The sequence below is a fragment of the Archangium sp. genome (genome assembly GCF_045802675.1).
GTDB lineage: Bacteria > Myxococcota > Myxococcia > Myxococcales > Myxococcaceae > Archangium.
In genome coordinates this window covers 20893-35997 of the sequence record NZ_JBJMQO010000005.1, presented here as the reverse complement: position 1 = coordinate 35997, position 15105 = coordinate 20893, and the positions used below count along the sequence as shown (strand labels likewise).

The following is a 15105-nucleotide window of genomic DNA, read 5'->3' as shown; positions in this document are numbered from 1 at the left end:
CCGCGTCAGAACACGGACAGGCCGGTCAGGGTGGTGAACCGGTCCAGTGCCTCGACGCCCGCCACGGAGTTGCCCCGGGCATCGAGCCCCGGGCTCCACACGCACAGGCCACAGCGGTTCGGGATGACCGCGACGATGCCGCCTCCCACGCCACTCTTGCCGGGCAGGCCCACCCGGTAGGCGAACTCCCCGGCGGCATCGTACGTCCCACAGGTGAGCATGATCGCATTCACCTGTTTGGCCTGACTCCGGGTGAGCAGGCGCTCGCCCCCGGCACGCCGGCCATGGCGGGCCAGGAAGCCGCAAGCCCGCGCCAGGTCCGCACAGCTCATCGCCAGCGAGCACTGCCAGAAGTAATGCTCGAGCACGCTCGGGACGGGGTTCTCGATGTTGCCGTAGCCCGCCATGAAGTGGGCCAGGGCCGCGTTGCGGTGACCGTGTTCGGCTTCCGAGGCGGCGACGACGGAATCGAAGTCCAGCGAGGGATTGCCGCTCTCCGCTCGGAGGAACTCCCGGAGCACGCCCCGCGGATCGCCTGTGAGGCTGAGCAGCCGGTCGGTGATGACCAGGGCTCCCGCGTTGATGAACGGGTTGCGAGGGATGCCGTGCTCGTACTCGAGCTGCACCAGGGAGTTGAAGGGATTGCCCGAGGGCTCCTTGCCCACCCGGCGCCAGAGCGCATCCCCATCCCGGGCCAGCACCAGGGCCAGTGTGAAGACCTTGGAGATGCTCTGGATGGAGAAGGGCGTCCGCCAGTCCCCCACGCCGAACAGCTCGCCGTCCACCGTCGCCAGCGCCATGCCGAACTGGCCCGGGTCCACCGCCGCCAGGGCCGGGATGTAGTTGGCCACCTTGCCCTGGCCCATCACCGGCCGGACCTCCTCCAGCACCTGGTTCAGCACCTCCTGGTAGTCCATGCCGTGCCTCGCTCCCGTGGCGCTTACTTCGCGCGAGGCCGAGGGTCTACAGTCCCGTGCCCATGGACGCGTCTCCCTTCCGCTCCCACTGGTCGCTCGATCCCGAGGTGACCTTCCTCAACCACGGCTCCTTCGGCGCCTGCCCCACGCGGGTGCTCGAGGAGCAGTCCCGGCTGCGCGCCCGCATGGAGGCGGAGCCGGTGCGCTTCCTCCACCGGGAAATCACGGCCCTCGCCGACTCGGCTCGCGCGGCGCTCGGGGCCTTCCTCGACGCGGACCCCGACGACCTCGCCTTCATCAACAACGCCACCACTGGCGTCAACACGGTGCTCCAGTCGCTGCGCTTCTCCCCCGGCGACGAGCTGCTCACCACCGACCACGAGTACAACGCCTCGCGCAACGCGCTCGACTTCGTCGCCAGCCGCTGGGGCGTGAAGGTCGTGGTGGCGAAGCTCCCCTGGCCCGTACCCTCCTCCCAGTCCATCGTGGACGCGGTGCTCGCCCACGTCACCGAGCGCACCCGGCTCCTCCTCATCGACCACATCTCCAGTCAGACGGCCCTCGTGCTCCCCATCGCCCCCCTCATCCGCACGCTGCGAGAGCGGGGCGTGGAGACGCTCGTGGACGGCGCCCACGGGCCCGGGCAGGTGCCCCTGTCCCTGCGCCAGCTCGGCGCCGCGTACTACACGGGCAACTGCCACAAGTGGCTGTGCGCTCCCAAGGGCGCCGCTTTCCTCTACGTCCGCCGGGAGCTACAGCCCGGCCTCCGCCCCGTCGTCATCAGCCACGGCTACAACTCGCGGCGCAAGGACCGCTCCCAGTTCCGACTCGACTTCGACTGGGCCGGCACCAACGACCCCACCCCGTACCTCTGCGTGCCCAAGGCGCTCGAGGTCGTGGGCGGCCTGCTCCCCGGCGGCTGGCCCGAGGTCATGGCCTCCAACCGCGCCAAGGTGCTCGCGGCCCGCTCCTTCCTGTGCCAACGGCTCGGCGTGTCCCCCTCGTGCCCCGAGGACATGGTGGGCTCCATGGCCACCGTGCCCCTCCCGGATGGCTTCCCGGCGCAGCCCTCGGCGCTCGGGTTGGACCCCCTCCAGGACCGGATCCTCTTCGAGCACGGGATTGAAGTGCCCATCACCCCCTGGCCCCGGCCCCCGCACCGTCACGTGCGCGTGTCGGCGCAGCTCTACAACTCGCACGCGGAGTACCAGCGGCTGGCGGAGGCTTTGGAGGCGCTGCTGGGCTGATAAGCTCCGCCGAATGCCTCGTTACGCCACCATCGACGTGGGGACCAACTCGGTCCTCCTGCTCGTCGCCGACCGCCAGCCCGATGGCCGCTTCAAGGCCGTCCAGGAGCGCGCTGAAATCACCCGCCTGGGCCGGGGCGTGGACAAGAGCCGCCGCCTCTCGCCCGAGGGCATGGAGGCCACCCTCCAGGTGCTCTCCGACTTCGCCACCGAGGCGCGCAACCTCGGCGCCGAGGCCATCGCCGTGTCCGCCACCAGCGCGGCGCGCGACGCGGAGAACGGCTCCGAGTTCCTCAATGCCGCCAAGGCCCGCGCCGGCGTCACCGTGGACATCATCACCGGCGAGCTGGAGGCGCAGCTGTCCTTCACCTCGGCCTACGAGGACTTCGGACGCGAGGCCTCCGGGCCCCTGGTGGTGATGGACATCGGCGGCGGCTCCACCGAGTTCATCTACGGCGACACCCAGGGCCGCGTGTCCTTCCGCCACAGCTTCGACGTGGGCGCGGTGCGCATGACGGAGCGCTACGTGACGTCGGATCCGCTCAGCGCCGAGGACCGCGCCCGCGTGGAGTCCCACCTGCGCGAGACGTTCTCCGCCCTGCCCCCCTGCCCTCCGGGAGCCCGGCTCGTGGGCATCGCCGGCACGGTGACGACGCTCTTCGCCGTGCACCACGCCATCGACCCGTATGACTCCGGGCGCGTCCACGGCGGCACCCTCTCGCTCGTCCAGTTGGAGGCCATGGCGGACCGGCTGTGCCTCCTGCCCCTCGCCGAGCGCCAGAAGCTGCCCGGCCTCCAGCCCAAGCGCGCGGACGTGATTCCCGCCGGCGCCCTCATCCTGCTCGAGGGCCTGCAGGCACTCGGGCTCGACCGCTGCCTCGTGAGCGACCGCGGCCTGCGTTGGGGCCTGCTCGCGCACCGTTTCGGAGCCACCCACTCATGAGTACCCCCGCCACCGTGGCCGTCCCCGCCTCCGCTCCCTCCGCCGCCTCCAGCTCGCGCACCGGCTACTACGCGCTGCTCATCCTCTCGCTCATCAACCTGGTCAACTACCTCGACCGGTACATCGTCACCGTCGCCCTGCCCTACATCAAACAGGACTTCCAGCTCACCAATACGCAGGCGGGCTACCTGGGCAGCTTCTTCATGATCGTGTTCATGCTGGCCTCCCCGATCAGCGGCTTCCTCGGGGACCGCCTGCCGCGGCGCTACCTCGTGGCCGCTGGCGTGCTGCTGTGGAGCCTGGCGACGGGGGCCTCGGGACTGGCGAAGACCTTCGTCGTGCTGATGGTGGCCCGGGCCTGCGTGGGCATCGGCGAGGCGGGCTACGGCGCGGTGGCCCCGTCCATCATCTCCGACCTCTTCCCCCGGCAGCAGCGCACGCGGGTGCTGTCCTTCTTCTACATCGCCATCCCCGTGGGCGCGGCGGTGGGCTACGGGCTGGGCGGCTGGCTGAGTCAGGCCTACTCGTGGCACATGGCCTTCTTCGTGGGCGGCGCGCCGGGCCTCGTGCTCGGCACCATGGCCCTCTTCATGCCCGAGCCCCAGCGCGGCGCCATGGACGGACCCGAGGCGCAGACGAAGCTGCCCTTCGCCGTGGGCCTCAAGGGACTGGCGAACAACGCGTCCTTCTGGTGGACCACCGCGGGCTACACGCTGATGACGTTCGCCATCGGAGGGCTCGGGTACTGGCTGCCCACCTTCCTCGTCAGCGAGCGCGGGATGACCCTGGGCGAAGCGGGCTTCAGCTCCGGCGCCGTCACCGCCACGGCGGGCCTGCTGGGCACCCTCGTGGGCGGCTGGCTGGGAGACAAGATGGACCGGCGGGCACAGGGCGGTGGCCTGCGCATGTCGGGCGTGGGACTGCTCATCGCGGCCCCCCTCATGTTCCTGTCGACGAAGGTGGGCTCGCACGCGCCGATGTTCGCCATCATCTTCCTGGCGCAGTTCTTCATCTTCCTCAACAGCGGCCCCATCAACGCGGCCATCGTCAACGGCGTGCCCCCGGCGTTCCGCGCCTTCGCCATGGGCCTCAACGTGCTCTTCATCCACATGCTGGGTGATGCCATCTCGCCCACCGCCATCGGCAAGGTGGCCGACCTGAGCAGCCTGAGCTTCGCCATCGAGATCAACGCCCTGCCGGTGCTGCTGGGCGGGCTCGCGCTGCTGATGGCCGGCAAGCTGTTCAAGCACGTCACCGCCTGAGCATCCCGTGACACCGCGCCCCCTGCCCGACGGCGGGGGTGTTGAGGGTGATGCAGTGCGCGAGAGAATGCGGGACAGCTCGCGCGCGGTTATCCCAGTATGCCCACGCCCGAGCCGGGCTCCTCCTGGCTCGGCGCCGACATGCTGGAGGATGCATGAGCAACGTGCTGTTCACCCCCCTCACCTTGCGCGGGGTGACGTTCAAGAACCGCATCGCCGTCTCCCCGATGTGCCAGTACTCGAGCGAGGACGGTTTCGCGAACGACTGGCACTTCGTCCACCTCGGCACCCGGGCCGTCGGCGGCGCGGGCCTGGTGATGACCGAAGCCACCGCCGTCGAGCCCATCGGCCGCATCTCGCCGCAGGACCTCGGTATCTGGAAGGACGAGCACATCGCGCCGCTCGCGCGCATCGTGCGCTTCATCCATGAGCACGGCGCCGTGGCCGGCATGCAGCTCGCGCACGCGGGGCGCAAGGCCTCCACCGGACAGCCCTGGACGGGCGGCAAGCCCATTCCCCCCGGTGTGAAGGACGGGTGGAAGCCCGTCGGCCCGAGCCCCATCGCGTTCGACGCGGAGCACACGGTGCCCGACGAGCTCGATGAGGCGGGCATCCAGCGGGTGACTCGCGCCTTCGTGGACGCCGCCATGCGCGCGCACACCGCGGGGTTCCGGCAGCTCGAGCTCCACGCCGCGCACGGCTACCTGCTGCACGAGTTCCTCTCGCCGCTGTCCAATCAGCGCAAGGACCGCTACGGCGGCTCGTTCGAGAACCGCGTGCGGCTCACCCGCGAGGTGGTGCAGGCCGTGCGCAAGCGCTGGCCCGAGGACCTGCCCGTCTTCGTGCGCATCTCCGCCACCGACTGGGCCGACGGTGGATGGAATCTCGACGAGTCTGTGGCCCTCGCGAAGCTGCTCAAGCAGGACGGCGCGGACCTCATCGACTGCTCCTCGGGAGCGCTCGTGCCCGGCGTGAAGATTTCCTCCGGCCCCGGCTACCAGACGCCCTTCGCCGAGCGCATCCGCAAGGAGTCCGGCATCGCCACCGGCGCCGTGGGCTTCATCCGCTCGGCGTTCCAGGCGGACCACATCCTGCGCACCGAGCAGGCGGACATGGTCATCCTCGCGCGCGAGCTTCTGCGCGACCCGTACTGGCCCCTGCACGCGGCTCGCGAGCTCCACGCCAAGGTGGCCTGGCCTCCCCAGTACGAGCGCGCCCAGGACTGAACGCGCCCCTCCTCGAGCCCGGATGCACCCGCCAATCCCGTGGCCGGTGCGTCCGTGGACGCGCGAAGATGGGCCCTCACGGCGTGGCGGCGAAAACCTCCGCGAGCGCGGCCGGCAGGTGCTCGCCTCCGCGCACCACCCGCGCCAGCTTCCCCGAGGCGTCATACAGCAGCACCGTGGGCAGCGAGAGCTCGCCCCGGGGCGACAGGGCCTCGGCCACCTCGGGAGGCAGCGCGGCCACCGGGTAGCCAATGCCGAGCTTCCTGGCCTCGTCCTCCACCTGCCCGGCCTCGTGGGCCCCGAGTCCCCGCACCGTCCACGTCCCCTGCTTCGCCAGCGCCGTCAGCACCGGCACCTCCTCGCGGCAGGGCTTGCACCACGAGGCGAACACCTGCACGGCCGTGGGATGCCCATCCACCGTGCCGCCCACCTGCTCCACGCGCAGCGGCAGCTTCGGCATCGGAGCCCGGGGCGAGGGAGCACGGAAGGGCACCTCCGACTTCTCCCCTCCCTCCACCAGCGTCCACCGGCTTCCGGCTCGCAGGGCCCCGAAGGACTCGGTGACGCTCTCGCGCCACGTCACCTCCACCTCCGCCGTCTCCTCCGCGCCCAGGCCCACGTGCACCACCGGCTCCACCGCGCTGAGGTAGCCCCGCGTGAGCAGCACCGGGAAGGCCCGCGTGCCCGAGCCCGTACGCACCCGCACCGTGGCATTGCTCGCCTCCGGGTGGCTCTTCGTGGCGCGCAGCCGCAGCTCCATCGCCCGGCCCGAGGGCCCCTCGTTGACGAAGAGCTGCAACCGCGGCGCGGCCCGGTTGAGCATCACCAGGTCCTGGTCCCCGTCTCCGTCCAGGTCCTGCGCCACCAGCGCCCGGCCATCCGCTCGCGAGTCGAAGCCATCCGACCACGCGCTCTCCTGGAACAAGCCATCGGGCCGCTGCAGCCACAGCTTCTTCGGCTCCCAACCGGAGAAGGACTGTGAGCCATCACCTCCGCCGTGCGGGCCCACGCCGCCCAGCGTGTTCGCGAGGAACCTGGCGCCTTCGAGGGACTGGGTGCTCCCCCCGGACTGCTTGTAGATGGCCTGCGCCAGGACCTGGCGCCAGTAGACACTTCAAAGGTCTTTTCGATTGGGTGCGCTGTAGAAGCCGTTGGCCACCGCGAGGTCCAACCGTCCATCGTCATCCGCGTCGAGGAAGATGGAGCCCCAGGCCCAGAGCCCCCGGTTGACGTTCCGGGCGAGCGCCACCTCCTCGAAGTGGCCCCCATCGCGCGCGAGGTAGAGGGTGTTGCCCGCGGCGAACTTGTCCAGGCGGGCCTCGAGCCCGGGAGACGTCACCCGTGCGGCGGCGAGCACGCGCGTGCCGGCCTTGGAGAACATGTTGGCCACGTACAGATCCAACCGCCCGTCCCCGTCCAGGTCTCCCACGTCGGCGCTCATGCCGTTGCCCGGGTCCCTCAAATCGTGGGCCTCGGTGACGTCCCGGGGAGAGCCATCCGCTTCCAGGCTCCACAGGTCGTTGTCGCCGAAGTCATTGGCCACGTACACCTGGGGACGGCCCTGTCCGAGCAGGTCCGCGGCCACGGCGGCCAGGCCCCAGCGGCCGTAACGCTGAGCCTTGGGAGGAGCCACCTCGCGGAAGGAGAGGTCTCCCTGGCCGAGGAAGAAGCGCGGGGGGCGGCCATCGCTGGCATCGAGCTGATCATCCGGAGGACGGCTCAGCGAGTAGTACAGCAGCACCACGTCCAGGTGGCCGTCGCCGTCGAGGTCCGAGACGACGGAGGCATGGCCGTTGACGCGGGGCAGGCTCGAGGGCACCGCGGTGAAGGTGCCACCGTCGTTGCGCAGCAGCACGGGAGTGGCCCCCTGCAGCTCCTCGGTCTGGAAGAAGACGAGCACGTCCGCGTCGCCATCCGCGTCGAAGTCTCCGGCGGCCAGCGAGGAGAACCACGTGTGCGCGGGCGGACGCAGCGCGAGCTCGCTCCGCTCGTAGCGCAGGGGCGCGGTGGCGTGGAACAGGAAGAGGCCGCTCGGGTTGGCCACCAGGATGTCTGGCAGACCGTCCCCATCGAAGTCGCGCACGGCCAGCGAGCCGTTCTGCATGTTCGAATGGTCCCGCTTGGACTCGTCGGGCAGCGAGAGCCCCGCGGCTTCGGTCCACTCGCGGAAGCGAGGCTCGGTGCGCACGGTCACGGTGGGGGCTCGCGACGTGTCCAGGTGCTCCAGCCGCCACGCGCTCCGGGGCAGCCGGCGGAAGGTGGCGGGATACTCGCCTCGCACCGTGCGGCGCGCTCCGTCCCGGCCGATACCATCCAGCTCGAAGAGCAGACGCACCGAGGCATCCTTCGCACGAGGCTCGAAGCCCAGGGCCCGGACGCTGCAGTTCTCCACCGAGACGAAGTCCTCCACGGGCAGGTGGACTCCCGGAGCGGCCACCTCTTTCGGCCAGAGGAAGCGGCCTCGCTTGAGCGGAGCGCACAGCTGCTTGTCGAAGTAGGCCTCCAGCGAGTCCTGCAACGCCTCGCGCTCGTTGAGTTGCCGCAGCATGCGCACCTGCTCGCGGTCCATCGCGAGCGCGGGCACCGACGCCACGCACAGCAGCAATCCCAGCACCAGGGGCTTCACGGGGCTCAGCCTATCACGCGGGCCCGCTCGGGGCCCGGTCGAGAGCACCCCGAGGAATTCCGAAATGCTCGAGCAGGGCCTGCTCGACTGCTTCCTCCGACCCGAGCGTCAGCTCCTGGCGCTGCCCCGCCTCCGTGAGGAGGAGCCGCTGTCCGCTCACCGTCACCCGGCCCGTGGGCGTCTTCAGCGTGCAGAGCCGGTTCTTGAGGAAGAACGAGTCGGGCGACGACTGGTGGTAGTGGCACATGCCGGCGAACTCCTCCAACCGCCTCGGCACGCGCGAGAACACGTAGAGCAGCTTCCACGCCCCGTCCGCCTGCCGCATCGAGAGCGCCTGGTCCTCTCCACGCCGCTCCAGGCGGAACCGCTGCCCGTCCACCTCGTACTCGCCCGGAACGAGGGGCAGCGGCTCGGAGAACCCCTCACCGAAGCCCACGTCGACGAGCCAGGGCCCGTCCAGCGAGACCTCGAGGATGAGGTGATCGAACTCGGGCCCGGTGTCCCGGACGCCATCCGAGGACACACGCCCGGACAGGTACGTCACCTGGAAGCCCAGGGCGCGCAGGAGCGCGGCGAACACGCTATTGAGCTCGTAGCAGAATCCGCCTCGGCGGCGCCGGACGACCTTGTCGAAGATGGCCGCCTCGTCGAGCACGATGGGCCGCTGGCCGTGGATATCGAGGTTCTCGAAGGGGACGGACTCGAGGTGCCGCAGGTGCAGCGCGCGCAGGGTGTCCAGCGTGGGCTCGCGAGGCCCGTGGTAACCGAGCCGCTGAAGGTACTGGCCGATGTCCATGGCTCCCCCGAAACCGGATTGAAGGTACGGCCCGCAGTATAGCGAGCCTCGCCGCCGGACGCGGCCAGGCATTCCCTTCCGAGACCTGAAGTCCTTCAGCTACGGCGAGTACCAGCAAGCGGCCATCGCGTCGTCACCCACGAGTGGCGGATGGACAGCCTCGGTTTCTACCCGGGCTTCCTGCTGATTCAGCGGTTGTTGTTGCTCGAGCAGCTGTCCCAGGCCGGAAGCAGACGAGAGGAACCCCTCATCGAGGAAGAACCCCGCTGGCGGGTAGAATGAAGCCATGACCGAGTCCGCCGCCCCGCGCCCGTCCGGCCCCTCCCCCGAGGCACTCCCCTCTCCCTCCGAGAGGCCCGGAGTGCCGTGCGATCGCTGCGGCACCTTCATCCAGGAAGCACCCGAGAAGATCGGCCCGCGCCTGCTGTGTGAGTCCTGTGCGGTGCTGCTCCGCAAGGAGCTCAGGCTCTACCCGACCTGGTACATCTACCTGTGGGGCGTCCTCGGCAACTTCGCCTTCGCGGGCATCTTCTCCGCCATCAACTGGAAGCGGCTGGGAGACAAGACCCGGATGCGCAACGCGCTCATCATGGCCGTGTTCGGGGTGGTGTTGACCGCGGCAGTCATCGCTCTGCAGTTCAGGTCGTACGGCGGATTGATCATCAACATCTTCGGCACCCGGGCAGCGGCCCAGTCCCTGGATGATGTGTACCAACGGCACAAGGCAGCGGGAGGAACCCGCGCCAACCTGCTCTGGCCGCTGGTGATCACCGTCGGTGTCTTCGTGCTGATGGCGATCGGCTATGCCGTGTACCTCGACGCCACCGGCCAGCTCGAGGAGGAGCCGTAGCGGGTCGCGGGAACGCGTCACCGCCCGGTCTTGCGGACGGAGATCTCCACCACGAAGTCCGGGCCCTGCGCCGTGCCTGACTCGGCCCGCTCCAGCACCGCGGGCCGGTCATCTCCGGTCCACAGGCCCAGCAGATCATAGGTCATCCACTGCGCCAGCGAGCGCGCCACCCGCTGCGCTCCCTCGCGCGACACCGTCGAGAGCGAGCCCTGTGCATCCATCAGGCCTCGCACCAGCCGCGCCGGCACCATCCAGCACTCGGCGCGCAGCGAGGGCGGCACCAGGAACAGGCAGAAGGAGCACTCGCTCTGCCCGAGCAACCCGTCCACCTGCTCGCGCCCGAGCCGGAGGTTCGGCGCCCACTGCCCTTCCCCTCGCCGCTCCAGCTTCGTCGCCTGCACCAGCACCGCCCGCTTCGTCGTGAGGAACCCGTCCACCTCGACCTTCAGGACGAACGCCAGCTCCACTCCCGCGGGCCTCGCGCTCTCCGGCACTGGCTCGCCCTCCACGGGCGTCCGGGTGCTCCGGTAGCGCAGGTCCAGCTCCAACGGCACGGGCTGCCCCTGCGAGAGCAGGATGGACAGGTCCGAGCGGATGCTCTCGAACTCGTGCTTCAGGTCCTCGAGCAGCCGCGTGACGAGCCGTGCCTCGTCCTCGCGGAAGTGCTCCGGGTAGCGCGCGGAGAAGTCCCGCTCGACGCGGCTGAACGCTCCGAGCAGCAGCTCCTCCAGGTCCCTGTCCCGCAGCCACGTCCGGCCCCCGCCGAGCGTCATCGCCCCCGAGGCCCGCAGGTGGCGCAGCGCTCCCGTCAACGTCGCGGGCGTCCGCGGCTCGGGTGTGGACTCGGGCCCGGCCGCGAGCCACGCGTTGATGGCTCGCACGCGGAAGCGCACGCGCGTGGACGGGTGCTCGCCCAGACGGCGCAGCTGCCTGCGGTCCGTACCCGTCTTCACCAACGACAGCGTCAACAGCTCTGCCTCCGAGGCCGCCGCGTCCGGCGCGCACCACAGGAAGAACTCGATGGCCGCCTTGCGCAGTACCGGCTTGCGCACGAAGCGCCGCGTCACCTCCTGCCTCCACGCCGACAGCTCGTCCGCTCCGGGCCGCCGCTCCGACTCGAAGCGGGGCCACAGGTCCGCGCACTCCTCGGACAGCCAGCACAGCGTCTCGGCCACCGGCAGCTCGCGCACCTTCTCGCGCGCCCGGTTGCGGCGCTCGAAGGCATCCTCCACGCCCTGGCGCAGCGCCACCCGGAAGATGCGCTCCTCCAGCCACAGCAGCACCAGCGCCAGGCCCGGCTCCTTCCCGGGCTTCAGGTGCTCCCAGCACTTGTCCGCCACGAGCCGGTGCCGCTCGAGCTCCCTGTCCTCGTGGATGCTCGCCACCAGTGCCTGCAGGGCGCCTCGCAGTCCCTCCACCGGGGCCTCGAAGTACGCCAGCAGCTCACTGAGGTTCTCGATGACCTCCAACGCTCCTCCCTCTTCGAGGTTCCTCGCGAGCAGCAGGCTCGCCCGGGTGCACCAGCGCGCCTCGCCCTTGCCCTGCGCGTAGCTTCCCAGGAAGCCGCGCAGCTCGCTCCGCGCTCCGGGCGTGGCCACGAGCTGGAAGAGCTTCTCCTCGAGGATGTCGCGGCACTCGCGCCAGGGAAGCTTCGCCGCGCGCTCGCGGATGAAGCCCACCAGCTTGTCGCGGCCCTCGCGCAGGTAGGGCAGCAGTGCCCGGAGCTGATCCAACCGCCCGACGACCCGCCGCTCCGTGCCCAGCAGGAGCTTCAGGTCCACCTCCAGCGTGTCGTTGAAGCGCAGCACCTTGCCGTCGAAGGTGCAGCGCACGCCGCTCACCAGCGTCACCAACTCCTCGGGGTGGCGCTTGAGGTAGCGCGCGAGCACCTTGGAGGACTCGGCCTCCACCTGGCGCACGAGCGGCTCCACGGCCTCGCCCTGCCCCTCGGCCTTCATCGCCTGGACGAGCTGCTCCTGGCGCGCGAGGAGCCGCTGGAGCAACTCCCTCGGGGCCTCCGAGTAGGGCCACAGCAGCTCGCCGCAATGGGCCAGGAGGAACAGCAATTCGCCGGGAGAGCGGTCGCCGGAGTCCAGCCGGGACCAGGTGGCCGCCTGGGCCGTTTCCCGCTCGTCGAGGGTGGCGCCGCGCACCCACTCGGCGAGCTGCTCCGTCCACTGCGGACGCGACGCGAGCACGGCCTCGGGCGTGGAGCCCGCCACCTGCTCATAGAGGGCCTGGATGGACTCAGGCCACGTGTCGTCGCGGGAAAGCATGCGCTCAGCGCCCTGCTATCACAGCTAATGGAGCAACGGGCGGGTCCAGACGCGGCCGGAACTCCCCGGCGAGCTGGTCCACCTCGGCCGCCAGCCGCTCGCCCTCGGTGAGCAGCCGGGCCTTGAGCCGCGCGCGGCTGCCCAGCGTGAAGAACACCGACACGTCGCGCAGCACCACCCGCCAGCGCTCGGAGAAGTACAGCGTGAAGAGCGCCAGCGGCGGCACGCCCAGCAGCACAGGCAGCCCCAGCGGCGCCCCGCGCCACAGCCACGCCCCCACCGTCAGCGCGCCCCACCACACCAGCGCCATCACGAACGCCGTGAGGAACTTCACCGTCGCCTGGATGTCCAGCTCGGCCTTGCGGCTCGCCCACCTCGGGATGAGATAGGGCACGTAGAAGAGCGCGAGCCCCAGGGCGGACAGCGGCAGGCCGAACACGAGCAGCGCCAGGTTCTTCAACACGAAGCGCGTCACCGAGGCCGGCCGGTACTCCAGCGCCAGGTCCGTCGGGTCCGCCCGCACCAGCTCCAGCCGGCGCCAGTAGGACATGAGCTCGCCGCGCAGGCGCTCGAAGCGCTCGGGCTGCTCGGAGCGGAAGAGCTGGAGCCCCTGCGCCCAGTGCTTCAGCCGCTCCTTGTCCATGGCCTCCTTGTGCCGGAAGGCGAAGAGCTGCTCGGCCAGCTGGATGAGCGGCAGGTCCTCCCACTTCTCCAGGTTGAGGGTGACGGAGCGCAGCCCCTCGGCGATGCGCTCGGTGAGCCGGCGCACGGAGTCCACGTCGCCCGCTTCGTCCGCGGGGAGGAAGTCCTTCACCTCGATGGGGGCGCCCACCTCGATGAGCACCTCGCTGCGGAACAGGTGCTTGTCCGCGTAGGTGAGGCCCACCGGGACGATGCGCACCGCCGCGCCCTGCTTCGCCGCCCCGAGCGCGATGCGCGCCGCGCCCGTCTTCAGCTCCGCGAGCTGGGGCTCCGAGTGGCTCTTGCCCTCGGGGAACAGGGTGATGGCCCCGCCCGCCACGAGCGCTCCGCGCGCCGCGTCCAGCGTGCCCTCGTTCTTGCCCATCTGCGAGGGGTTGTCCTGCTTGCGGTACACCGGCAGCGCGCCCAGCCCGCGCAGCAGCGCGCCGATGACCGGAATCCGGAAGAGCGGCTCCTTGGCCAGGAACGTCACGTGCCGGCGCGTGAGGATGAAGACGAGCGCCGGGTCGATGAGCCCATTGGGGTGATTGCCGACGAACATGACCGGGCCCTCGGGCTCGGCCGGGGGGGCATTCACCTTCACCCGGTAGAAGAGCCGAAGCGTCAGGGCCACTACCGCACGTACGAAGCTGTAGAACACGCGCGCAGTGTACACCGGGTGGGGCGCGGGAGAGACCCTCACCCAGGAGACGGAGTGGCCGGAGGAACGGAGGAAGCGGCAGGCGGAGTCTCCGCCGGAGGTGGAGCTGCGGGCACGGATTCTGGCGAGGGCATCGGCGCAGGCGACTCCGTTCCTGAATCCCGAGTCGGAGGGGCAGGGGCAGGTGTCAGCTCGTGTGGAGGCAGAGGCTGCTCGGCCGAGGTCTGTTTCGGCTCGGACGTAGGCTGGCTCAGGGGAGCCGGTGCGACCACGGGTGTTTCACCCGCTGGAGGTGGGGCCTTGGCCACCACCTCACCTTGAGGAGTGACTGCGTACGCGTCCCATCCATCGAGCACGCGCCCAATCGGGCCGCCACATCGGTCGAAGCGTGGATGCACCACCACGTAATACAAGCCGGAGGTCGGACCCGTGAAGACAACAACGTCCAACCCTTGCTCAGGACTGGAACAGCCTCTGAATAGATGAGGATGCGGGTTGGTTCTGACCACCTCACGGATGGCACCTGCGGCGGCGAGCGCGGCCCCGGCCTCCATGGGGGAAGCGACCAGCCTGGCCGAGTGCTCGTCAGGCCATGCGACCTCTCCTTTCCAAGATGGGGATCTCCATGCACATCCTGGAATCACCGCCGCGAGCACCACGAGCGCACACGCCTTCATCATCCCTCCCGAATCACACCCGGCAATGTTCCTGGCATGGTGAGCTCTTCCCGCGGGTGCTGGTACCGGCTGGAGTTACTCATGCAGCAATTGCAAAAGCCCGTCGCACCTGGGCGCACTACCGAAACTCGTACGTTCGCGTGGGCTGCATCGACCGAGCGTGACCCAGCCAGCCTTCGCCTGGCTCCACTGTTGAATCTCCCCCGTGGGAAAGTAGCGAAGGAAGACGCGTGTGCCGTCCTGACGCTCCGCCACCAGCGCCGAAGCCATCTCGATGGCCATGCCCTCGTGGACGGCAGGAGCCGGGTTGCCCGGAACCAGTCGGACCTCCGCCATGGCCACATAGGGATTGAACTCGTCCGTGGGCCATGAGCCGAGATCGCGCGAAGAGGGAGTGGCGGCACACGGGTGGTTGTGGATGTAGCCCACCACCCACACCTGCGAGGCAGGGTAATCGTCATCCTTCACTGCGAAGAACGGAGAGCATGAGTCGTGGCTTCCCCTGACCGGCTCGGTCACTCGCCAGGATAGGGAGTCACGGTTTCCCGCCGCGTAGACCGTCGAGCAGTATTCGGTGGACAGGCCCACGATGGGCCGCTGCGTCACCGGATCGCACACCTTGGCCCCTGGTCGCTTGAGAAGCCCTTCCGCTGCATCCCGGATCAGGCTGATGGGAATGGAGGTGTCTCCGGTGGGCATCTCCACGGCGGGCACCTCCGCCCACGGCCCCCTGGCAACACCGGAATCCTGAGCGCCGGTGCGACCTGCCGATGCGGCGGAACATCCCCCCGCGAGCAGGAGGGACAGAAACACGAGCGGCACCCTGGCCAGAAGCGTCATGTGCGGACGCGTGAGGGCCACTACCGCACGTACGAAGCTGTAGAACACGCGCGCAGTGTACAGGGCGGGGGCGAGAGCCGCGATACCCTCACCCCGGCCCTCG

Annotated in this window: 13 protein-coding genes; 6 read left to right on the top strand and 7 right to left on the bottom strand. The window is 69.9% G+C overall.

What is annotated here, in order from left to right:
• Positions 1 to 5: 5 nt before the first annotated feature.
• The gene (locus tag ACJ8AN_RS00800; RefSeq protein WP_407753244.1) at positions 6 to 917 is read right to left on the bottom strand and encodes a glutaminase; all 912 of its coding nucleotides are present in this window, start codon (positions 915 to 917) and stop codon (positions 6 to 8) included.
• Positions 918 to 979: 62 nt separating this feature from the next.
• On the opposite strand from ACJ8AN_RS00800, the gene ACJ8AN_RS00795 reads away from it, so the two are divergent.
• The 4 genes from ACJ8AN_RS00795 (at position 980) to ACJ8AN_RS00780 (ending at position 5595) form a co-directional block, all read left to right on the top strand.
• Positions 980 to 2164 carry an aminotransferase class V-fold PLP-dependent enzyme gene (locus tag ACJ8AN_RS00795; RefSeq protein WP_407753243.1) on the top strand — a complete coding sequence of 395 codons (1185 nt, stop codon included), beginning with the start codon at positions 980 to 982 and terminating at the stop codon, positions 2162 to 2164.
• A gap of 13 nt (positions 2165 to 2177) precedes the next feature.
• Positions 2178 to 3107 (top strand): Ppx/GppA family phosphatase, encoded by a 930-nt coding sequence (locus tag ACJ8AN_RS00790; RefSeq protein ID WP_407753242.1) that lies wholly within the window; start codon positions 2178 to 2180, stop codon positions 3105 to 3107.
• Positions 3104 to 4369, top strand: a complete 1266-nt coding sequence (locus ACJ8AN_RS00785; RefSeq protein ID WP_407753241.1) for a spinster family MFS transporter — start codon at positions 3104 to 3106, stop codon at positions 4367 to 4369. The genes ACJ8AN_RS00790 and ACJ8AN_RS00785 overlap by 4 nt, the downstream gene beginning before the upstream one ends.
• 155 nt (positions 4370 to 4524) lie before the next feature.
• Positions 4525 to 5595, top strand: a complete 1071-nt coding sequence (locus ACJ8AN_RS00780; RefSeq protein ID WP_407753240.1) for an NADH:flavin oxidoreductase/NADH oxidase — start codon at positions 4525 to 4527, stop codon at positions 5593 to 5595.
• A gap of 76 nt (positions 5596 to 5671) precedes the next feature.
• Here the strand turns inward: ACJ8AN_RS00780 and ACJ8AN_RS00775 are convergent, their stop codons facing one another.
• The 3 genes from ACJ8AN_RS00775 to ACJ8AN_RS00765 form a co-directional block, all read right to left on the bottom strand.
• Complete coding sequence (locus ACJ8AN_RS00775; protein WP_407753239.1) at positions 5672 to 6604, bottom strand: ASPIC/UnbV domain-containing protein; 933 nt, start codon at positions 6602 to 6604, stop codon at positions 5672 to 5674.
• Positions 6605 to 6709: 105 nt separating this feature from the next.
• Positions 6710 to 8221, bottom strand: a complete 1512-nt coding sequence (locus ACJ8AN_RS00770) for an FG-GAP-like repeat-containing protein (protein WP_407753238.1) — start codon at positions 8219 to 8221, stop codon at positions 6710 to 6712.
• A gap of 13 nt (positions 8222 to 8234) precedes the next feature.
• On the bottom strand, positions 8235 to 9017 hold the full coding sequence (locus ACJ8AN_RS00765) for an arylamine N-acetyltransferase family protein (RefSeq protein WP_407753237.1): 783 nt from the start codon (positions 9015 to 9017) through the stop codon (positions 8235 to 8237).
• A 150-nt stretch (positions 9018 to 9167) separates the two neighbouring features.
• On the opposite strand from ACJ8AN_RS00765, the gene ACJ8AN_RS00760 reads away from it, so the two are divergent.
• The gene (locus ACJ8AN_RS00760) at positions 9168 to 9299 is read left to right on the top strand and encodes a hypothetical protein (RefSeq protein WP_407753236.1); all 132 of its coding nucleotides are present in this window, start codon (positions 9168 to 9170) and stop codon (positions 9297 to 9299) included.
• A gap of 4 nt (positions 9300 to 9303) precedes the next feature.
• Positions 9304 to 9867 (top strand): hypothetical protein, encoded by a 564-nt coding sequence (locus ACJ8AN_RS00755; protein WP_407753235.1) that lies wholly within the window; start codon positions 9304 to 9306, stop codon positions 9865 to 9867.
• A 17-nt stretch (positions 9868 to 9884) separates the two neighbouring features.
• Here ACJ8AN_RS00755 and ACJ8AN_RS00750 read toward each other — a convergent pair whose 3' ends face one another.
• From ACJ8AN_RS00750 to ACJ8AN_RS00740, 3 genes are all read right to left on the bottom strand, one after another.
• Positions 9885 to 12143, bottom strand: coding sequence for a hypothetical protein (locus ACJ8AN_RS00750; RefSeq protein ID WP_407753234.1), 2259 nt, complete (start codon positions 12141 to 12143; stop codon positions 9885 to 9887).
• 4 nt (positions 12144 to 12147) lie between these two features.
• A complete protein-coding gene (locus ACJ8AN_RS00745) occupies positions 12148 to 13485 on the bottom strand; it encodes a lysophospholipid acyltransferase family protein (RefSeq protein WP_407753233.1) in 1338 nt (445 codons plus the stop codon).
• A gap of 752 nt (positions 13486 to 14237) precedes the next feature.
• Complete coding sequence (locus ACJ8AN_RS00740; protein WP_407753232.1) at positions 14238 to 15050, bottom strand: hypothetical protein; 813 nt, start codon at positions 15048 to 15050, stop codon at positions 14238 to 14240.
• Positions 15051 to 15105 lie beyond the last annotated feature (55 nt).